General features: G+C 62.3%; 16 protein-coding genes. 13 read left to right on the top strand and 3 right to left on the bottom strand.

What is annotated here, in order from left to right:
- Positions 1-88 precede the first annotated feature (88 nt).
- Positions 89-283, bottom strand: a complete 195-nt coding sequence (locus JOD97_RS22000) for a hypothetical protein (RefSeq protein ID WP_209723350.1) — start codon at positions 281-283, stop codon at positions 89-91.
- A gap of 250 nt (positions 284-533) precedes the next feature.
- Here JOD97_RS22000 and JOD97_RS21995 point away from each other — a divergent pair, with 250 nt between their 5' ends.
- The 13 genes from JOD97_RS21995 (at position 534) to JOD97_RS21935 (ending at position 15,827) form a co-directional block, all read left to right on the top strand.
- Positions 534-845: an FmdB family zinc ribbon protein gene (locus JOD97_RS21995; protein ID WP_209723345.1), complete on the top strand. Its 312-nt coding sequence runs from the start codon at positions 534-536 to the stop codon at positions 843-845.
- Positions 846-914: 69 nt separating this feature from the next.
- Entirely contained in the window at positions 915-1,535 is a 621-nt protein-coding gene (locus JOD97_RS21990) for a DUF502 domain-containing protein (protein WP_209723341.1), read from the top strand.
- 60 nt (positions 1,536-1,595) lie between these two features.
- Positions 1,596-3,395, top strand: coding sequence for an aspartate--tRNA ligase (aspS, locus tag JOD97_RS21985; protein WP_209723800.1), 1,800 nt, complete (start codon positions 1,596-1,598; stop codon positions 3,393-3,395).
- Positions 3,396-3,507: 112 nt separating this feature from the next.
- Positions 3,508-3,963 (top strand): dihydroneopterin triphosphate diphosphatase, encoded by a 456-nt coding sequence (gene nudB / locus JOD97_RS21980; protein WP_209723337.1) that lies wholly within the window; start codon positions 3,508-3,510, stop codon positions 3,961-3,963.
- A gap of 87 nt (positions 3,964-4,050) precedes the next feature.
- Positions 4,051-6,018 carry a M10 family metallopeptidase C-terminal domain-containing protein gene (locus tag JOD97_RS21975; RefSeq protein WP_209723334.1) on the top strand — a complete coding sequence of 656 codons (1,968 nt, stop codon included), beginning with the start codon at positions 4,051-4,053 and terminating at the stop codon, positions 6,016-6,018.
- Positions 6,019-6,121: 103 nt separating this feature from the next.
- Positions 6,122-6,949 (top strand): endonuclease/exonuclease/phosphatase family protein, encoded by an 828-nt coding sequence (locus tag JOD97_RS21970; RefSeq protein ID WP_209723331.1) that lies wholly within the window; start codon positions 6,122-6,124, stop codon positions 6,947-6,949.
- Between the two features lie 8 nt (positions 6,950-6,957).
- Positions 6,958-8,121, top strand: coding sequence for a cardiolipin synthase ClsB (gene clsB, locus JOD97_RS21965; RefSeq protein WP_209723328.1), 1,164 nt, complete (start codon positions 6,958-6,960; stop codon positions 8,119-8,121).
- A complete protein-coding gene (locus JOD97_RS21960; protein WP_209723326.1) occupies positions 8,118-8,492 on the top strand; it encodes an RNA-binding S4 domain-containing protein in 375 nt (124 codons plus the stop codon). Before clsB ends, JOD97_RS21960 begins: the two co-directional genes overlap by 4 nt.
- 347 nt (positions 8,493-8,839) lie before the next feature.
- The gene (locus JOD97_RS21955) at positions 8,840-9,442 is read left to right on the top strand and encodes a TetR/AcrR family transcriptional regulator (protein ID WP_209723323.1); all 603 of its coding nucleotides are present in this window, start codon (positions 8,840-8,842) and stop codon (positions 9,440-9,442) included.
- A gap of 48 nt (positions 9,443-9,490) precedes the next feature.
- Positions 9,491-11,281, top strand: coding sequence for an acyl-CoA dehydrogenase C-terminal domain-containing protein (locus JOD97_RS21950; protein ID WP_209723319.1), 1,791 nt, complete (start codon positions 9,491-9,493; stop codon positions 11,279-11,281).
- Between the two features lie 18 nt (positions 11,282-11,299).
- The gene (locus JOD97_RS21945; protein ID WP_209723316.1) at positions 11,300-13,699 is read left to right on the top strand and encodes a 3-hydroxyacyl-CoA dehydrogenase/enoyl-CoA hydratase family protein; all 2,400 of its coding nucleotides are present in this window, start codon (positions 11,300-11,302) and stop codon (positions 13,697-13,699) included.
- Between the two features lie 31 nt (positions 13,700-13,730).
- On the top strand, positions 13,731-14,927 hold the full coding sequence (locus tag JOD97_RS21940; protein ID WP_209723313.1) for an acetyl-CoA C-acyltransferase: 1,197 nt from the start codon (positions 13,731-13,733) through the stop codon (positions 14,925-14,927).
- A 126-nt stretch (positions 14,928-15,053) separates the two neighbouring features.
- Positions 15,054-15,827: an enoyl-CoA hydratase gene (locus tag JOD97_RS21935; RefSeq protein ID WP_209723310.1), complete on the top strand. Its 774-nt coding sequence runs from the start codon at positions 15,054-15,056 to the stop codon at positions 15,825-15,827.
- Positions 15,828-15,837: 10 nt separating this feature from the next.
- On the opposite strand, the gene JOD97_RS21930 is transcribed toward JOD97_RS21935, so the two are convergent.
- Both JOD97_RS21930 and JOD97_RS21925 read right to left on the bottom strand, forming a co-directional pair.
- Positions 15,838-17,592, bottom strand: coding sequence for a hypothetical protein (locus JOD97_RS21930; protein ID WP_209723307.1), 1,755 nt, complete (start codon positions 17,590-17,592; stop codon positions 15,838-15,840).
- A 115-nt stretch (positions 17,593-17,707) separates the two neighbouring features.
- Positions 17,708-18,889, bottom strand: coding sequence for an AAA family ATPase (locus JOD97_RS21925; RefSeq protein WP_209723304.1), 1,182 nt, complete (start codon positions 18,887-18,889; stop codon positions 17,708-17,710).
- Positions 18,890-19,074: the final 185 nt, after the last annotated feature.

The raw sequence follows: 19,074 nt of genomic DNA, 5'->3' as shown, positions 1-19,074 counted from the left end.
GGATTAGGCGGAACGCCGTAATCCGCCATCTTTGAGCCGCCGGCGGCGCATGCATGGCGGATTACGCTGCGCTAATCCGCCCTACGTGTTACGTGTTACGTGTTTTAGATGGACGCATCAACCGTGGCTTGGCCAAGCCGAGCACCACCAGTAGTGCCATACTGGCGACCACGGTGCGGCGAGGAAGCGGTTGTTCCGGCGATTCCCGGATAAATTTACTTTGCGCGAAGGCGGGGGCGGACAGCGTGGCGGCCAGCAGGCCCGCAAACAGATATTTCTTCATCATATATCCCAATCAGTGGTGAATCCGGTGCGTCGAGAGTCTGGACAACATCGTGGCGGCGATTCGGGGATTGGGAAATCAACGCTAGAGCTCGCCATTTAAGCATGCGTGCAAATAATTTACGAGTGAATTTTTTTAATGGAATCGTTAGCTTGGGCACCACCATTCGGACCTTGGCGACAGGAAACAGGCTAGCGCCGAGTAAAAAGCTTTATAATTCAGGGTTTTGATGATTTTTGCGGAGTAATAGATGCCGATCTACGCTTACCGCTGCGAGGCATGTGGTTTTGCCAAGGATGTCTTGCAGAAGATTTCCGACCCGCAGCTGACTGTTTGCCTGTCGTGCGGCAAGGAGTCGTTTAAGAAACAACTGACCGCCGCTGGCTTCCAGCTCAAGGGTACCGGCTGGTACGCGACCGATTTCCGTGGCGGCACGCCGCCGGCGACGGGCGTGTCGACCGGTCCGGTGGAGGGCGCGGCCAAGGCCGACGCCCCCAAGACCGACGGCGCGGCGTCCACTGCGCCGGCGGCCAAGCCGGCGGGCGGCACGGGGTCGGCCTGAACGATGGCGGCGGCCGTGCCGCCGCCATCCGTCATTCCACCCACATGAGCACCCATATAAGAGTCTTCGATGCGTAAATATTTTATTACCGGCCTGCTGATCCTGGTGCCGCTGGCCATCACCGCCTGGGTGCTGAACCTGGTCATCAGCACGATGGACCAGTCGCTGCTGTTCGTGCCGGAGCGCTGGCAGCCGCGCACGATGTTCGGCTTCGACATCCCCGGCCTGGGCACCCTGCTGACGGTGGTGATCGTCTTCCTGACCGGCCTGCTGACCAACAACCTGGTCGGCAACTACGTGGTGCGCATGTGGGAAAAGCTGCTCAAGCGCATCCCGCTGGTGAACTCGCTCTATTCGAGCGTCAAGCAAGTGTCGGACACCTTGTTCTCGTCGTCCGGCAACGCCTTCCGCAAGGCGGTCTTGATCCCGTATCCGCACCAGAACTCGTACACCATCGCCTTCCTGACCGGCACGCCCGGCGGCGACGTCAAGAACCATCTGGTGGGCGACTATGTCAGCGTCTACGTGCCGACCACGCCGAATCCGACGTCGGGCTTTTTCCTGATGCTGGCGCGCAAGGATGTGGTCGAACTCGACATGTCGGTCGACGCGGCCCTGAAGTACATCGTCTCGATGGGCGTGGTGGCGCCGGAAACCGTGCCCCAGGCCATCGAAGTCGTCAGCAAGTAAAGTAGTACACCCCGAATTCACGAGCAATCTAACCTGAACCGAGAAATAAACATGTCCTCAATGCGTACTCACTACTGCGGCCTCACCACTGAAGCGCTGCTTGGCCAAACCGTCAGCCTGTGCGGCTGGGTACATCGTCGCCGCGACCACGGCGGTGTGATCTTCATCGACCTGCGCGACCGCGAAGGCCTGGTGCAGATCGTTTGCAATCCGGAACAGGCCGAAGTCTTCAAGGCCGCCGAGCACGTGCGCAACGAGTTCTGCCTGCGCGTCACCGGCGTGGTCAAGGACCGCCTGGCCGGCACCGTCAATGCCAACCTGAAATCGGGCAAGATCGAAGTCGTGTGCACGCAGCTGGAAGTGCTGAACCCATCCGTGGCCGTGCCGTTCCAGCTGGACGACGACAACCTGTCCGAAACCACCCGCCTGACCCACCGCGTGCTGGACCTGCGCCGTCCGCAGATGCAGAACAACCTGCGCCTGCGCTACAAGGTGACGATGGAAGTGCGCAAGTACCTCGACAACCTGGGCTTCATCGATATCGAAACGCCGATGCTGACCAAGTCGACCCCGGAAGGCGCGCGCGACTACCTGGTGCCGTCGCGCGTGAACGCCGGCAGCTTCTTCGCGCTGCCGCAGTCGCCGCAGCTGTTCAAGCAACTGCTGATGGTGGCCAACTTCGACCGTTACTACCAGATCACCAAGTGCTTCCGCGACGAGGACCTGCGCGCCGACCGCCAGCCGGAATTCACCCAGATCGACTGCGAAACCTCGTTCCTGACCGAGCAGGAGATCCGCGACCTGTTCGAGGACATGATCCGCATCGTCTTCAAGAACACCATGGACGTCGACCTGCCGAACCCGTTCCCGGTGATGGACTTCGCCGAGGCCATGGGCAAATACGGTTCGGACAAGCCGGACATGCGCGTCAAGCTGTCGTTCACCGACCTGACCGAAGTGATGAAGGACGTCGACTTCAAGGTCTTCTCGGGCGCGGCCAACATGCCTAACGGCCGCGTGGTCGGCCTGCGCGTGCCGAAGGGCGGCGAGATGCCCCGTTCGGAAATCGACGCCTACACCCAGTTCGTCGCCATCTACGGCGCGCGCGGCCTGGCCTACATCAAGGTCAACGAGAAGGCCAAGGGCCGCGACGGCTTGCAATCGCCGATCGTCAAGAACCTGCACGACGCCGCGCTGGCCAAGGTGATCGAGATGACCGGCGCCGAGGACGGCGACCTGATCTTCTTCGGCGCCGACAAGGCCAAGGTCGTCAACGACGCCATCGGCGCGCTGCGCGTGAAGATCGGCCACAGCGAGTTCGGCAAGAACGCCGGCCTGTTCGACGACGTCTGGTCGCCGCTGTGGGTGGTGGACTTCCCGATGTTCGAGCACGACGAGGAAAACGACCGCTGGACCGCGACCCACCATCCGTTCACGGCGCCGAAGGACGGCCACGAGGACATGCTGGAAACCAATCCGGGCGCCTGCATCGCCAAGGCTTACGACATGGTCTTGAACGGCTGGGAACTGGGCGGCGGCTCGATCCGTATCCACCGCGAGGAAGTGCAGTCGAAGGTGTTCCGCGCGTTGAAGATCGACGCCGACGAGGCGCGCCTGAAGTTCGGCTTCCTGCTCGACGCGCTGCAATACGGCGCGCCGCCGCACGGTGGCCTGGCGTTCGGCCTGGACCGCATCGTCACCTTGATGACCAAGTCCGATTCGATCCGCGACGTGATCGCCTTCCCGAAAACCCAGCGCGCGCAGGATCTGCTGACCCAGGCGCCGTCGGAAGTGGACGAGAAGCAGTTGAAGGAACTGCACATCCGCCTGCGCGCCGTCGAGCCGAAGGTGGCCAGCTAAGTAGGGCGGATTAGCGCAGCGTAATCGGCCATGCATGCGTCGCGACGGCGCACGCAAGGCCGATTACGGCGTGCCGCCTAATCCGTCCCGGGTTTACATTTTGTTTGATTGTATGCCATACAAGATACCTGAATCCGTGCTGGTGGTGATCCACACCGCCGACCTGCAAGTGCTGCTGATCGAACGCGCCGACAAGCCCGGCTACTGGCAATCGGTGACCGGCTCGCTCGACGCCGTCGACGAGCCGCTGCTGGAGACGGCCGCGCGCGAGCTGTTCGAGGAAACCGGCATCGTCGCCGACGGCGAGCGCATCGTGCTGCGCGACTGGCACCTGTCCAACATCTACACGATCTACCCGGTGTGGCGCCACCGCTACGCGCCGGGCGTGACGGAAAACACCGAGCATGTCTTCAGCGTCGAGGTGCCGCGCGACATCGCGATCACGCTCAGCCCGCGTGAGCACCTGAACTACGCGTGGATGCCGCATCTGGAGGCGGCCGATAAATGTTTTTCTTTCTCCAACGCCGAGGCGATTTTGCAACTTCCACAACAAATCATAGCGAAATGAATTAATTTGCGTGCCTGATCATTGCTTTTTGGCAAGACACTGATTACACTCCTTCGACAGGGCCGCGGCCCGTCAACGGAGTCATTCATGAGCACGCCCAGCACGTCCAGTCCCGTCTCTCACGTCCCCGCCTGGGACTTCAATTTCGTCGATTCCCTGTTGTCCGGCTTGAAGTGGGGCGGCGCGGTCGGCACCGGCGCCACCGTCACCTACAGCTTCCCATGGACCACCGCCACCAACGCCACCTACAGCGGCATCGACGGCGGCGTCTACTCCAAGCTCAATGAGCCGGCAGGCACCCAGCATTACGGCTTGAACGCGGTTCAGCAAGCGGCCGCCATCGCGGCCCTGGGGGCCTGGTCCAGCGTGGCCAACATCACCACCGCCAGGATCCAGGAAAGCAGCACCGCCGTCGGCGACATCCGGGTGGCCTGGACCTCGGCGACCGAAACGGTCAGCGACGGCTCGGAGGCCTGGGGCTGGGCGTACTGGCCGAATTCGACGTACCCGAGCGGCGGCGATATCTGGCTCAGCACCAAGGAGTCGGGCGCGACCGACAGCAACTGGTCGGTGGGCAGCTATAACTACATGTCCCTGATCCACGAGATGGGCCACGCGCTGGGCCTCAAGCATCCATTCGAGAACGGCACGGTGGTCGACCCCGAGTTTGCCAACCGTCTGTACTCGGTCATGGACTACGATAGCGCCATCTTCAGCCAGTTCGTCGACGTCACGGCCACCCCGACCGGGCATGCGTACTCGGTCCACGAAGTCGTGCCCGAGACCCCCATGTTGTTTGACATCGCCGCGATGCAGTATATGTACGGCGCCAACATGACCTACCACACCGGCGACGACGTCTACACTTTCGATCCGTCGACGCCGTTTCTGCGCACGATCTGGGACGCCGGCGGCAACGACACCATCTCCATCGCCAATTTCAGCGCGGGCAGCAAGATCGACTTGCAGGATGGGCATTTTTCGTCGATCCATATCCCCTCGGACAATACCGACGGCTACAACTGGACCAAACCGCCGCCGGCGGTCGTCTACGACGGCACGGCCAACCTGACCATCGCCTGGGACGTGGTGATCGAGAACGCCGTCGGCGGCAGCGGCGACGATACGCTGATCGGCAACAGCGCCGCCAACCGGCTGCAGGGCAATGGCGGCAGCAACAGCCTCGACGGCGGCGACGGCATCGACACGGCCGTCTTCACCGGCAACCTGAGCGCCTACAACATCACCGCCAACGCCGGCGGCGGCTACACCGTGACCACGCGCGCTAACGTTTTCCAGAGCGACACGCTGACCAACATCGAGCGCCTGGCGCTGGCCGACGGCACCATCTCGCTGGGCATCAACAGCCTGGCCGACGATCCGCTGCAGGCGAAATATGTGGCCCTGGCGCAAAAATTCTATGTGGGCTATTTCGGACGTCCGGCCGACGCCGGCGGCCTGGCGGCCATGGTGGCGCAGTTCGCCGCCGCCAAGGTGCCCACCACGACCGCCGAGTTCGTCGACGCCTACCGGACCAACGCCACCGTCAAGGCGCTGATCGACAGCTTCGGCAACAGCGACGAGTCGGTCGCGCTGTACCACGGCGGCTCCGCCGACTTCGTCACGGCGATCTACTCGCATCTGTTCGGCCGCGCGCCGGACGCCGGCGGCCTGGCCTTCTGGACCGCCGCGCTGGACGCGCCCAACGGCGTGGCGCGCGGCGTGGCCGCGCTCAACATCATGGCCGGCGCCGAGGCCAACACCAGCGTCCAGGGGCAGATCGATGCCGGGCTGGTGGCCAACCGCATCACCATCGCCGCCAACTTCACCGCCAGCCTCGACCAGCCGCGCGAGGTGGCCGGCTATGCGGGCGCCGCCGCCGCCGCCACCGCGCGCGCGATGCTCGACGCGGTCGACCAGAACACCAGCGTGATCGCCTACCAAAGCACGGTGCTGAGCACCACCAGCAAGCTGGCCGCCGGCGTGGCCGAAGGCGCGCCGGAGGTGGTGCTGGTCGGCGTGGCCGACGTCGGGCACGGGTTCGCCTTCGCCTGAGATCGGCGCGGCCGGCGCCAAGCCGGCCGCCCGGCCCGAATCCGGATCGCTAAGTGCGGCGCCGAACGCACGCGAAGGCGTACTCGGGGTTAGAATGGTCTCCATGAAAATCCGAGTTGCCACCTACAATATCCACAAGGGAGTGTCCTCCATCCGCGCCGAGCCGCGGGTGCTGGCGCTCAAACAGGCGATCGGCCTGTTCAATGCCGATGTGGTTTTTTTGCAAGAGGTGCAGGGCAAGCACGACCTCAAGGCCGCCAAATACGGCGCCGAACAGCTGGGTCAGAAGCATTGGCCCGCTGCGGCGCAGCATGAGTATTTCGCCGGCGAGTCGCGCCACCTGCACGCCGCCTACGGCATGAACGCGGTCTACGACCACGGCCACCATGGCAACGCGCTGCTGAGCGCTTTCCCGATCGCCAACACGGCCAATCACGACGTCTCCGACCACGCCTACGAGCAGCGCGGCATCCTGCACTGCGTGCTCAACACCGAGCACGGGCCGGTGCATTGCTACGTGGTGCACCTGGGCCTGTTCGAGGCGGGCCGCCGGCGGCAGACGCAGGCGCTGATCTCGGCCGTGCGCGAATCGGCGCCGGACGGCGAGCCGGTCATCATCGCCGGCGACTTCAACGACTGGCGCAACACCCTCAGCGGCGAGCTGCGCAACGCGCTGGGCGTGGTCGAGGCGTTCGACGAGCTGGGCACGAACGCCTCGCTGGACGGCATCATGCGCACCTTGCGCCGCAAGGCCAGCCTGAAGACCACCATCAGCCCGGCGCGCACCTTCCCGTCGGCGCTGCCGTTCTTCCGGCTCGACCGCATCTATGTGCGCGGCTTCAAGGTCGAGTCGGCGGAGGTGATGCACGGCAGCCTGTGGGCCAAGCTGTCCGACCACGCGCCGATCGTGGCGTCGCTGTCGCTGGGGTAGGTGAGGCCATGGGCTCCGTCAAACTGCTGGCCGATAACGAAGTCAAACTGCTGCACACCGGCACCGAGTTTTTTCCGGCGCTGATCGGCGCCATCGACGCCGCCCGGTACGAAGTCTATTTCGAGACCTACATCTTCGCCGACGACGACACCGGCCAGGCGGTGCTGGCCGCGCTGACGAACGCCGCCCGGCGCGGCGTGGAGGTGCGCATGATCACCGACTGGTGGGGCACCGGCCGCCGCCAGGTCAACTGCATGCACGAGAAGCTGGTGGCCGCCGGCGTCGAACACCGCATCTTCAATCCCTGGTTCAAGCGCGGCATCACGCGCACGCACCGCAAGATCTGCGTGGTCGACCGCGAGATCGCGCTGGTGGGCGGCATCAACATCAACGATGACATGTTTTGCGATTACAACCACGCCATCAGCCTGTCGGCGCCGCGCTGGGACTTCGCGGTGCAGGTGCGCGGGCCGCTGGTGGCGTCCATCCACCTGGAGGCGCAGACGCAGTGGCAGCGGCTGGGCAAGATGGGCCTGATGAAGCGCATCAGCCTGTATCGCGACGCGCGCAAGGTCAACAAGATCGCCACCGCCAACATGGTGCACGCCGGCTTCGTGGTGCGCGACAACCTGCGCAACCGGCGCACCATCCAGCGCGCCTACCTGCAGGCGCTGGGGCGCGCGCGCAAGAGCGTGTTGCTGGCCAACCCGTATTTCGCGCCGGGACGCAAATTCCGCCATGCGCTGGCCGCCGCCGCCGAGCGCGGGGTCGAGGTGGTGTTGCTGATCGGCGTGGGCGAGATCTGGCTGCAGGACGCGGTGGCGCACTCGTTCTATCCCAAGCTGCTTGCGGCCGGCGTCAAAGTGGTGGAATATCACAAGACCCAGTTGCACGCCAAGGTGGCCGTCATCGACGACGACTGGGCGACGGTGGGCTCGAGCAATGTCGACGGCTTGAGCCTGTTTTTGAATCAGGAAGCGAACGTGATCATCAAGGATGCGGCCTTCGCGCAAAACCTGCGCAGTCACATCGAGGCCGCCATCGCCGACGGCGTGGTCATCAGTTATGACGACTTCGAGCACGTCGGGCGCTTCCGCCGCATCGGTTACGAGATCGCGTTTGTGTTTTATCGGACCGTGATGCGGCTGTTCTCCGTGGGGAAATACGCTTGAGCGATACTGTCAGACTGGATAAATGGTTGTGGGCGGCGCGCTTTTTCAAGACGCGCTCGCTGGCAACGGACGCCGTGGACGCCGGCAAGGTCAAGGTCAACGGCGACAAGGTCAAGCCGGCGCGCACCGTGCGCATCGGCGACAAGCTCGACATCGATAACGGCTCGGACCGTTGGGAGATCGATGTGATGAATTTGTCGGACGTGCGGCAGGCGGCGCCGATCGCGCGCAACCTGTATGAAGAGACCGACGAAAGCGTCGAGCGGCGCGCCAACGTGGCCGAGAACCGCAGGATGTTCCGCGAGCCGACCGCCGATTTCAAGGGCCGACCGACCAAGCGCGACCGTCGGCAGATGGGCAAGTTGTCGTAACGCCGCCGCGTTGTACGTCGAAAATCACGGAAACACGTAGGGCGGATTAGGCGGAACGCCGTAATCCGCCACGAGCCGCCCGTGGCCACATCGCCAGCCGATGGCGGCTCGTGGCGGATTACGCTCCGCTAATCCGCCCTACGTGCCTCCGCCACGACTCCAAGCATTGCTGCGCCGCAGCAATAGACCCCCACCTCTAAATGTACTGTTTGACTTTTATCCCCCAGTGGATAATAGTACGAGCGTTCGCAATTTTTTCACACGGAGTAAACGAAGTGGAGCAAAATGTTCTTTTCTCCATGTAACTACACCTTGGGATGCCAGTTATTAATACCTCAACTAAATTTATGCGCAAGGGCGAGCTGACTCGCGCGGCGATCCTGGATGTGGCGCTGGACCTGGCCAGCCGGGACGGCCTCGAAGGCCTGACCATTGGATTGCTCGCGGATAAGATGAACATGAGCAAATCCGGTGTGTTCGCGCACTTCGGATCGCGTGAAGATTTGCAGTTGGAAGTGCTGAAGCTGTATCACCATCGTTTTGAGCAGGAAGTGTTTTTCCCCAGCGTCAAAGAACCGCGCGGCTTGCCGCGGCTGCGCTCGATGTTCGCGCGCTGGGTCAAGCGTGTCAGCGTGGAAGTGGCCTCGGGTTGCATCTACATCAGCGGCGCGGTCGAGTACGACGACCGTCCGGGTCCGATCCGCGAGGAATTGATGGCGATGGTCGGTGCCTGGCAGGGCGCTTTGCTGCGTTGCGTGAAGCAAGCCATCGAGTGCGGCGACCTGCAGGCGGATACCGATCCGCAGCAGCTGGTCTACGAGATGTACGGCCTGATCCTGGCCCTGCACCACGATGCGCGCTTCCTGCGCATCCCGGGCAGCCTGGAGCGCGCCGGCGTCGGCTTCGAACGCTTGATCGTATCCTACCGTAATGAAGCAGTGCCTCATTAAAACAACGCATTCAATCAAATCAATTAAGTAGTCATCAGGAGAAAAAACATGGGTCAATACGTCGCGCCAATCCGGGATATGCAATTCGTGCTGCACGAGCTGCTCAATGTGCAAGAGGAATTGAAGGCACTGCCGGACTACGCCGAAATCGATGCCGACATCATCAACCAGGTGCTGGAAGAAGGTGGCAAGTTCACGTCGGAAGTGCTGTTCCCGCTGAACCATTCGGGCGACCGCGAAGGCTGCAAGCTGGACGTGGCGACCAACTCCGTGACGACGCCGAAAGGTTTCAAGGAAGCGTACAAGCAATACGTCGAAGGCGGCTGGGCCGCGCTGGCGTGCGATCCGGAATACGGCGGCCAGGGCCTGCCGGTGCTGCTGAACAATTCGTTCTACGAAATGCTGAACTCGGCCAACCAGGCCTGGACCATGTACCCGGGCCTGTCGCACGGCGCCTACGAGTGCCTGAAGGAACACGGCACCGACGAACAAAAGAAAACCTACCTGCCGAAGCTGGTCTCGGGCGAATGGACCGGCACCATGTGCCTGACCGAGCCGCACTGCGGCACCGACCTCGGCATGCTGCGCTCGAAGGCGCTGCCGCAGGCCGACGGCTCGTGGACCATCACCGGCAACAAGATCTTCATCTCGGCCGGCGAGCACGACATGGCTGAAAACATCCTGCACCTGGTGCTGGCCCGCGTGCCGGACGCGCCGGAAGGCTCGAAAGGCATCTCGCTGTTCCTGGTGCCGAAGTTCCTGCCGAAGGAAGACGGCTCGATCGGCGAACGCAATCCGATCACCTGCGGCGCCATCGAGGAAAAAATGGGCATCCACGGCAACTCGACCTGCCAGATGAACCTGGACGGCGCCAAGGGCTGGATCATCGGCCAGCCGAACAAGGGCTTGAACGCCATGTTCGTATTCATGAACGCGGCCCGCCTGGGCGTGGGCATGCAGTCGCTGGGCCTGACCGAAGTGGCCTACCAGAACGCGCTGATCTACGCCAAGGACCGCATCCAGATGCGCTCGCTGTCGGGCGTGAAGGCGCCGGACAAGCCAGCCGATCCGATCATCGTGCACCCGGACGTGCGCCGCATGCTGCTGACCGCCAAGGCCTACGCCGAGGGCGCGCGCGCCTTCACCTCGTACGTGGCGCTGCAGATCGACCGCGAACTGCACCACCCGGACGAGGATGTGCGCAAGGAGGCGGCCGACGAGGTCGCGCTGCTGACCCCGATCGTCAAGGCCTTCATCACCGACAACGGCTGGATCGCCACCTCGGAAGCGATGCAAGTGTTCGGCGGCCACGGCTACATCTCGGAATGGGGCATGGAGCAGTACGTGCGCGACGCCCGCATCAACCTGATCTACGAAGGCACCAACACCATCCAGTCGCTCGACCTGCTGGGTCGTAAGATTCTGGGCGACAACGGCGCCAAGCTGCGCAAGTTCGGCGAGAAGATCAAGGCCTTCGTGGAAGACAACGGCACCGACGAGGCGATGAGCGAATTCATCACCCCGCTGGGCGACTTGGGCGACAAGGTCACCAAGCTGACCATGGAAATCGGCATGAAAGCCTTCCAGAACCCGGACGAAGTGGGCGCCGCCTGCGTACCGTACCTGCGTGTTGTCGGCCATATGGTATACAGCTATTTCTTCGCGCAGATGGCGAAGATCGCGCTGGCCAAGGAAGACAGCGGCGACAATTTCTACAAGGCCAAGCTGGCGACCGCGCGCTTCTACTTCGCCCGCCTGCAGCCGGAAACCGCAACCCTGATCCGCCAGGCACGTTCGGGCTCCGCCAACCTGATGGCACTCGACGCCGACCTGTTCTAAGAGACTAGAGGAAACGACATGACCAATTTCATCGTTAAAAAAGTAGCCGTGCTGGGCGCCGGCGTGATGGGCGCGCAAATCGCCGCCCACTGCGTCAACGCCAAAGTGCCCGTCGTGCTGTTCGACCTGCCGGCCAAGGAAGGTCCGAAGAACGGTATCGTTCTGAAAGCCATCGAGAACCTGAAGAAACTGTCGCCTGCGCCGCTGGGCAACAAGGACCACGCCGCGCTGATCGAAGTGGCCAACTACGAGGACGACCTGGCCAAGCTGGCCGAGTGCGACCTGATCATCGAAGCGATCGCCGAGCGCATGGACTGGAAGCACGACCTGTACAAGAAGGTCGCGCCGCACATCGGCGCCAACGCCATCTTCGCCTCGAACACCTCGGGCCTGTCGATCACCAAGCTGTCCGAAGGCTTCGATGCCGACCTGAAATCGCGCTACTGCGGCGTGCACTTCTTCAACCCGCCGCGCTACATGCACCTGGTCGAGATCATCCCGACCGAGTTCACCAAGCCGGAAATCGCCGACCAGCTGGAAGGCTTCCTGACCACGACCCTCGGCAAGGGCGTGGTTCGTGCAAAAGATACGCCTAACTTCATCGCCAACCGCGTCGGCGTGTTCGGCATCCTGGCGATCGTGCACGAAGCCGAGAAGTTCGGCCTGAGCGTGGACGTGGTCGACGACCTGACCGGCGCCAAGCTGGGCCGCGCCAAGTCGGGCACCTTCCGCACCGCCGACGTGGTCGGCCTGGACACGATGGGCCATGTGATCAAAACGATGCAGGACAACCTGCCGAACGACCCCTTCGCCGCCGTCTACAAGACGCCGGAAGTACTGGCGAAACTGGTTGAAAAAGGCGCCCTGGGCCAAAAGTCCGGCGCCGGTTTCTATAAAAAGGTCGGCAAGGACATCCAACGGCTGGACTTCGCCACCGGTGAATACGTCGCCGGCGGCGGCAAGGCCGCCGACATCATCGCCCGCATCCTGAAGGAAAAAGATCCGGTCAAGAAAATGAAAGCGCTGCGCGAATCGACCAATCCACAGGGCCAGTTCCTGTGGGCGATCTTCCGCGACGCCTTCCACTACATCGCCGTGCACCTCGACACCGTCGCCGACAACGCGCGCGACATCGACTTCGCCATGCGCTGGGGCTTCGGCTGGACCGCCGGCCCGTTCGAGACGTGGCAGGCGGCCGGCTGGACGCAAGTCGCCCAGTGGGTCAAGGAAGACATCGACGCCGGCCATGCGCTGTGCTCCGCGCCGCTGCCGGCCTGGGTGTTCGAAGGCCCGGTCGCTGAAAAAGGCGGCGTGCACACGCCGGAAGGTTCGTACTCGGCCGTGTCGAAATCGTTCGTGCCGCGCTCGACCTTGTCGGTCTACGACCGCCAGGTGTTCCGCGCGCCGGTGTTCGGCAGCGGCGAAGTCGACGGCAAGAAAGCCGGCACCACCGTGCACGAGGACGACGACGTGCGCCTGTGGCACACCGGCGACGACGTGCTGATCATCTCGCTCAAGACCAAGATGCACGTCATCAGCCCGGGCGTCATCGCCGGCTACCGCAAGGCCTTGGCCGAAGCCGAGAAGAACTTCAAGGGCTTGGTCATCTGGAACAGCGACGCGGCCGAGGGCGGCGCGTTCTCGGCCGGCGCCGACCTGCAATCAGCGTTGCCTGCGTTCATGCAGGGTGGCGCCAAAGCGGTCGACCCGATCGTCAAGGAACTGCAAGACACCTTCATGGCGATGAAATACTCGAACGTGCCGGTGGTCGCTGCGGTGGCCGGGCTGGCGCTGGGCGGCGGTTGCGAAATGGCGCTGCACGCGTCCAAGCGCGTGGCCTCGATCGAGTCGTACATCGGCCTGGTCGAAGTGGGCGTCGGCCTGATCCCGGCCGGCGGCGGCCTGAAGGAAGCGGCATCGCGCGCCTTCAAGGAAGCCAAGGGCAACGACATCCTGCAATTCCTGAAGACGGGCTTCACCAACGCGGCCACCGCCAACGTGTCGAAGTCGGCGCTGGAAGCGCAGGCCATGGGCTACCTGAAGGAAGACGACGTCATCGTCTTCAACCCGTACGAGCTGCTGCACGTCGCCAAAGTCGAAGCGCGCGCCATGTTCGACAAGGGCTACCGTCCGCCGCTGCGCACGCCGATCCAGGTCACCGGCCGCTACGGCTGGGGCACCATCAAGGCGCAACTGGTCAACATGCGCGACGGCGGCTTCATCTCCGCGCACGACTTCAAGCTGGGCGACATGATCGCCGAGATCGTCTCGGGCGGCGACATCGACCAAGGTTCGTTCGTCAGCGAGCAGTGGATCCTCGACATGGAGCGTAAAGCCTTCCTGGAACTGCTGAACCATCCGAAGACGCAAGAGCGGATCATGGGCATGATGCAAACCGGTAAGCCGGTCCGCAACTAACCGCCGACCGACACTGAACAGGAAGAACATAATGAGCAAACAAATTCAAGACGCATACATCGTCTCCGCCACCCGCACCCCGATCGGCAAGGCGCCGCGCGGCATGTTCAACAAGACCCGCCCGGACGACCTGCTGGTGCGCGTGCTGCAATCGGCGCTGGCGCAGGCCCCCGGCCTGGACCCGGCCTTGATCACCGACGCCATCATCGGCTGCTCGTTCCCGGAAGCGGAGCAGGGCTTCAACATCGCCCGTCAATCGGTGCTGCTGGCCGGCCTGCCGAAGACCGTCGGCGGCGTCACCATCAACCGTTACTGCGCTTCGGGCATCACGGCGCTGGCCATGGCCGCCGACCGCATCCGCGTCGGTGAGGCCGACGCCATGATCGCCGGCGGCGTCGAATCGATGTCGATGGTGCCGATGATGGGCCACCACCCATCGATGAACCTGAACATGTTCACCGACGACAACGTCGGCATGGCCTACGGCATGGGTTTGACCGCCGAAAAAGTGGCGACGCAATGGAAAGTGTCGCGCGAGGCGCAGGACGCGTTCGCCGTCGAATCGCACCGCCGCGCCATCGCCGCGCAGCAGGCCGGTTTCTTCAAGGACGAGACCACGCCGGTCGAGATCATCACCCGCACGCCGGACCTGGCCAGCGGCGAGATCAAGGTCAAGACCCGCACCGTCGACACCGACGAAGGCGCGCGCGCCGACTCGACAATGGAATCGCTGGCCAAGCTGAAGCCGGTGTTCGCGGCCAAGGGTTCGGTCACCGCCGCCAACAGCTCGCAGATGTCCGACGGCGCCGGCGCGCTGCTGGTCGTGTCGGAGAAGTTCCTGCGCGAGCACAACCTGACGCCGCTGGCCAAGTTCTCGTCGTTCGCCGTCAAGGGCGTGCCGCCGGAAATCATGGGCATCGGACCGAAGTTCGCCATTCCCGACGCCTGCAAGGCCGCCGGCATCACCCAGGACCAGCTCGACTGGATCGAGCTGAACGAAGCGTTCGCCGCGCAAGCGCTGGCCGTCATCGGCGACCTGGGCCTCGACCCGGCGAAAGTAAACCCGATGGGCGGCGCGATCGCCCTGGGCCACCCGCTGGGCGCGACCGGCGCCATCCGCGCCGCCACCGTCGTGCACGCGCTGCGCCGTAACAACCTCAAGTACGGCATGGTGACGATGTGCGTCGGCGCCGGCATGGGCGCGGCCGGCATCATCGAGCGCGTGTAACCCGCATCCCTTTAGCGATACGCACGCGTAACCACTTAGGGGTCGTACCCCGGCACGGGGTACGACCCCGCATGGGGTCGCGGGTTAAAAAGGGCGCCAAGGCGCCCTAAATTATTTGGAGATCAAATGGATATCCTCAGCAGCAAGGAAAACGGCGTACTGACGCTGGAATTCAACCGTCCGGAACGCAAGAACGCGATCACCGCCGCGATGTACCAGTCCATGGCCGACGCCATCAACGAAGCGGAGCAGGACGCCGCCGTGCGCGCCATCCTGATCGTCGGCAAGCCGGAGATCTTCACCGCCGGCAACGACCTGGAAGATTTCATGAAAACCGCGCCATCGACCGGCGCCGTCGAAGACCGTTCGGTGTACAAGTTCATGCTGGCCTTGAGCGGCGCCAGCAAGCCGGTGGTGGCCGCCGTGGCCGGCGCGGCCGTGGGCATCGGCACCACCTTGCTGATGCACTGCGACCTGGTCTACGCCGCCGATACCGCGAAATTCTCGATGCCGTTCTCGCAGCTGGGCCTGTGCCCGGAATTCGCGTCGAGCGTGTTGCTGACGCAAATCGCCGGCTACCCGCGCGCGGCCGAAAAGCTGATGCTGGGCGAAGCCTTCCTGGCGCAGGAAGCGCTGGAGATGGGGCTGGTGTCGCGCGTGCTGCCGGCCGCCGAGTTGCTGGCGTTCGCGCAAGGCCAGGCGGCCAAGCTGGTGGCCTTGCCGGCCAGCTCGATCCGCGCCACCAAGCAGCTGATGAAGGCCAGCCGCAAGGGCCTGATCAGCGAGACCATCGCCGCCGAGAACAAGCTGTTCAGCGCAATGCTGACGGCGCCGGAAGCGAAGGAAGCGTTCACGGCGTTCTTCCAGAAGCGCAAGCCGGATTTTAGCCAGTTCGCTTAGTCGGCTGGCATTAGTCGAAGGGGATGACCAGCCGTTTTGGGCGGGTCATCCAGCGACGAGACGGTGTGTGTACAGGTTGCCACGCCAGCTGGAACTTTGCTCGGCTGAACACCCGCCATTCGCTGTCCATGTCCAGCGTGCCCGGCTGACTTACCAATTGATCGCGCAGATATGCCATCGCCTTCTCCATATCCTCCAGCGGCACGCGCTCTTTATAGGTGACGGTCCGTCGGACGTTTTCTTCGCGGTACGTCTGACCTATCTGCCGCCGCAATAAATTTCGTAGCGTATTCCACTCGTAGAACTGGATGCCATCGTAGCGGCTAAAATCGAAAGCGTTGAGGTTGTGCACAAACAGCAGCGATGTGCGACGGCGCAGGTAGTCGGCGGTGATGTCGCGGCGACCCGTACGGGTCTTAACGAGGTCAATGACCTTGTCGTCGCCGAACCGCGCTTCGAATCCCTTCAGTTGCGCGATTCCTTTGCTGAAGATATTCCCAAAAAAGAATTCATCCCACTCGCTGCGGAAGAATGGCAGATTCGCGCGATGACGATATTTCACTTGGCAAAAGAATAGCCGGTCCGCTTCGACATCTTCGATGATCAAATCGACGTCAAATTTTTCCTGGGAACTTCCCTTAGCCTTGCCGCCCTCGAAAACGCGGTAACGCGACGTCGGGATCTCGTCGTTGATGAGGGTGTAAAGATATTCTTCTTCAAACCATTTCCCATAGTGACTGTGTACTGTTTGCAGCGCAGTGCTGCAATATTGCAGCATGACTTGCTCCAGGGACAGGTCTCCCAGCCGGTACATGTCACTGCCCAAGGGGTCAAATAATTTGTCATGTTGTGGTTTGTATGCGCTGAGCTCAGTCATTTCTTTCCACACGAAATACGGAATCCGTAGCTGGACCAGCAACGCCGGTGATAAATTGGCGACCGGCCGCGGCAGTTGGCGCGCATGCGGATGTCGCTGTTGGGATTCCACCCAAAGCAACTGCAATATCGTGGCGACCCGCGCCCGTTCATAGACGATCTCGAAGGCTTGCTGGGCAACAGGTTCGAGCCGATGCACAAAGCGCACGTTCAGGGATAGGGCCTTGTCGAGCTGCGAATCGGTCAAGCGATCGATTAGCTCAGGCCGCTGTCCGCAAAACGCTAGAACAGGCAGGCCACGATTGCCAGCTTCCTGCACCACTTTGAGATTCTCAAGCAGGTCGGCCCGCTTGCTCATCTGGTTCATCATGCCGCAGAACCAGCCTGCGTAAAGTGCGCGCTCGTAGGCGGCGGATTTGTTTAGGGTGATCGTATTAATGGTCTTACTCACCGAATACGCCCCGCACTCGACCAGCACCAGTGCTTCCGTCGTCAGGTAGAACGCAACCAGCAAATCCAGGTGGCTCTCGCCAATGCGCTCCATGGGGATTTTTTGATGGTGCAGGTCTTCGTAGATCATTTCAATAAAACCCTGTCGCTTGAGCAGTGCGCTGGTGTCGAGCTTCAAAGGTCGGACTAAGGGAAAATTGCTAATCCGCGACTCTGCCCGTAAGCCAAGGATACGGATCTCTTGATCCGGGCGGTCCAATTCCAAACCTATGCTTCCACGGCATTGTTTTTGTAGATTCTTCGCGAAGGTAATCAGTTCGGCATCAACATTTTTCATCAAGTTGAAATCGGCCTTGAGCGGATGTTTGAGCGTGTAACGTATCTGCGCGGTTTTTTCAGCCGACAGCTGATTCGTCATTTTCAAGCATTCGAAGCGCATACGTTTCCTCTTTTTATCTCTGTATTCGACAGCGTTTCGGTGCGCCCATCGCCTACACCGTCGACCGACCCGATGTAGACGGCGGCGATATTGTTGTGTGGCCAACGGCCCAGGCCTAAGCCGCACCTGACTCCGGTGACTGTGGCGGCCAAATGCCTTCGTCGCTGCGGTTTTTGAACCATTTTTTCATTCCCGCATCATCCAACGCGTATTCGCCTTTCGCGGATTTCCAGATGAGGGAAGGGGTCTGCATGCGCAACGCCTCAATGGCATTTTGGGCTTTCTGCGCGCTGATCTTCTCCCCGGTTTTTTCCCGATAAAAGGTAAGCGCGTCAGCATCGTAGGGACGGAATCGGTCGCCCTGCTCAAGCATGCGCCAGATCACGGCCTGCTCTATCGGACGTAACGCGAGGTACGCGGATTCCATTGCCCGCTCCTCGTCCGCTCTTTGCAGATCCGCCATGTCGAGGACGTGCCGCTCGAAGCCCCGCTCCGGCGGATGGATGGGATTGAGGATCTGTCCCAGCGCGCGCACAAATGGTTGTGGCCTGTGCGCGAACCTTTGAAACGCCTCCCACAACTGCGCGACGTCAACCGGCGCCAACTGAGGATAGGTACGGCTGATCATCTCCGCGATATGGTGAATGAAGTCCTCACCCAACGGCGGCATCATCGAGATCGCCGAGCCGAAAAAAGGCGCGGCATTGGTGTTTAACAGCCGTAGAAGCTTGTCCCGGTCTGAGCCGGACATGATGAGCAGCAGGTTCGCCACATCGGGCGTGTTGAGCTGATCGCGTGCCGATTTCAGCGCGGTCATGGCGCTCTCGCCTTGGGAACTGGTGAGCGCGTGTTGCGCTTCATCGATAATCAGCGCGACCGCTTTGCCCGATGTCTCGCGCAGCGCGCGCACCGCCTCGGCCAAGGTCAAGCCATCGGTCTTGCCAATTTTCGCCGGGTCCACCTTGAGCCAGGTGCCCAAGCCCACATGTTCGACGCCAGCCGCCTTGGCCGTCTTCGCGACAATCCCCAAGTGCTTGCCAAGCTCTTTGCCGATGGCCTCGGCGATGAGCGCGCCGGGGTCGCGATTCCTGTCGCTCCACAGGTCGACATACACCACGACGCGGCCGGTGTGTGCCAGCGCAGGTTCCAGCTCGTTGCGAAGAAACGTGGATTTGCCGGTCCGCCGCGGCGCGGCGAGGAAGAGGCCGTTGGCCGCGTCGCTGAACAAGTTCCCACCCGTCAAGTCACGCACGAGTGCTTCGGTCAGTCCAGGTCTCGCATAGTAGAACGGATTCATGTTTATCCCGCTTTATCCCGGCCCGGATAAATTTATCACAAACGCGATAAAGGTCAATAACGCGTTCGAAGCCCGAGATCCTGAGCGCCTCGCGCCTCGCGTCTTTCGGCGCATCCGGACGGAGTCTTTTTCTATTGCGAAAGAATTTCGTCGCCGGACTAGAATCCCGTACTATCGATGCCGAG

The organism is Duganella sp. 1411 (genome assembly GCF_017833525.1).
Lineage (GTDB): Bacteria > Pseudomonadota > Gammaproteobacteria > Burkholderiales > Burkholderiaceae_D > Rugamonas.
The sequence above is the reverse complement of the archived record's forward strand: the minus strand, read 5'-3'. Positions and strand labels throughout refer to the sequence as shown.

Coding starts and splice junctions, on each gene's coding strand:
- JOD97_RS21950 (WP_209723319.1), top strand. CDS start 9,491: ATGGGTCAATACGTCGCGCCAATCCGGGATATGCAATTCGTGCTGCAC.
- JOD97_RS21930 (WP_209723307.1), bottom strand. CDS start 17,592: ATGCGCTTCGAATGCTTGAAAATGACGAATCAGCTGTCGGCTGAAAAA.
- aspS (WP_209723800.1), top strand. CDS start 1,596: ATGCGTACTCACTACTGCGGCCTCACCACTGAAGCGCTGCTTGGCCAA.
- JOD97_RS21935 (WP_209723310.1), top strand. CDS start 15,054: ATGGATATCCTCAGCAGCAAGGAAAACGGCGTACTGACGCTGGAATTC.
- JOD97_RS21975 (WP_209723334.1), top strand. CDS start 4,051: ATGAGCACGCCCAGCACGTCCAGTCCCGTCTCTCACGTCCCCGCCTGG.
- JOD97_RS21940 (WP_209723313.1), top strand. CDS start 13,731: ATGAGCAAACAAATTCAAGACGCATACATCGTCTCCGCCACCCGCACC.
- JOD97_RS21955 (WP_209723323.1), top strand. CDS start 8,840: ATGCGCAAGGGCGAGCTGACTCGCGCGGCGATCCTGGATGTGGCGCTG.
- JOD97_RS21970 (WP_209723331.1), top strand. CDS start 6,122: ATGAAAATCCGAGTTGCCACCTACAATATCCACAAGGGAGTGTCCTCC.
- clsB (WP_209723328.1), top strand. CDS start 6,958: ATGGGCTCCGTCAAACTGCTGGCCGATAACGAAGTCAAACTGCTGCAC.
- JOD97_RS21925 (WP_209723304.1), bottom strand. CDS start 18,889: ATGAATCCGTTCTACTATGCGAGACCTGGACTGACCGAAGCACTCGTG.
- JOD97_RS21995 (WP_209723345.1), top strand. CDS start 534: ATGCCGATCTACGCTTACCGCTGCGAGGCATGTGGTTTTGCCAAGGAT.
- nudB (WP_209723337.1), top strand. CDS start 3,508: ATGCCATACAAGATACCTGAATCCGTGCTGGTGGTGATCCACACCGCC.
- JOD97_RS21990 (WP_209723341.1), top strand. CDS start 915: ATGCGTAAATATTTTATTACCGGCCTGCTGATCCTGGTGCCGCTGGCC.
- JOD97_RS21945 (WP_209723316.1), top strand. CDS start 11,300: ATGACCAATTTCATCGTTAAAAAAGTAGCCGTGCTGGGCGCCGGCGTG.
- JOD97_RS22000 (WP_209723350.1), bottom strand. CDS start 283: ATGAAGAAATATCTGTTTGCGGGCCTGCTGGCCGCCACGCTGTCCGCC.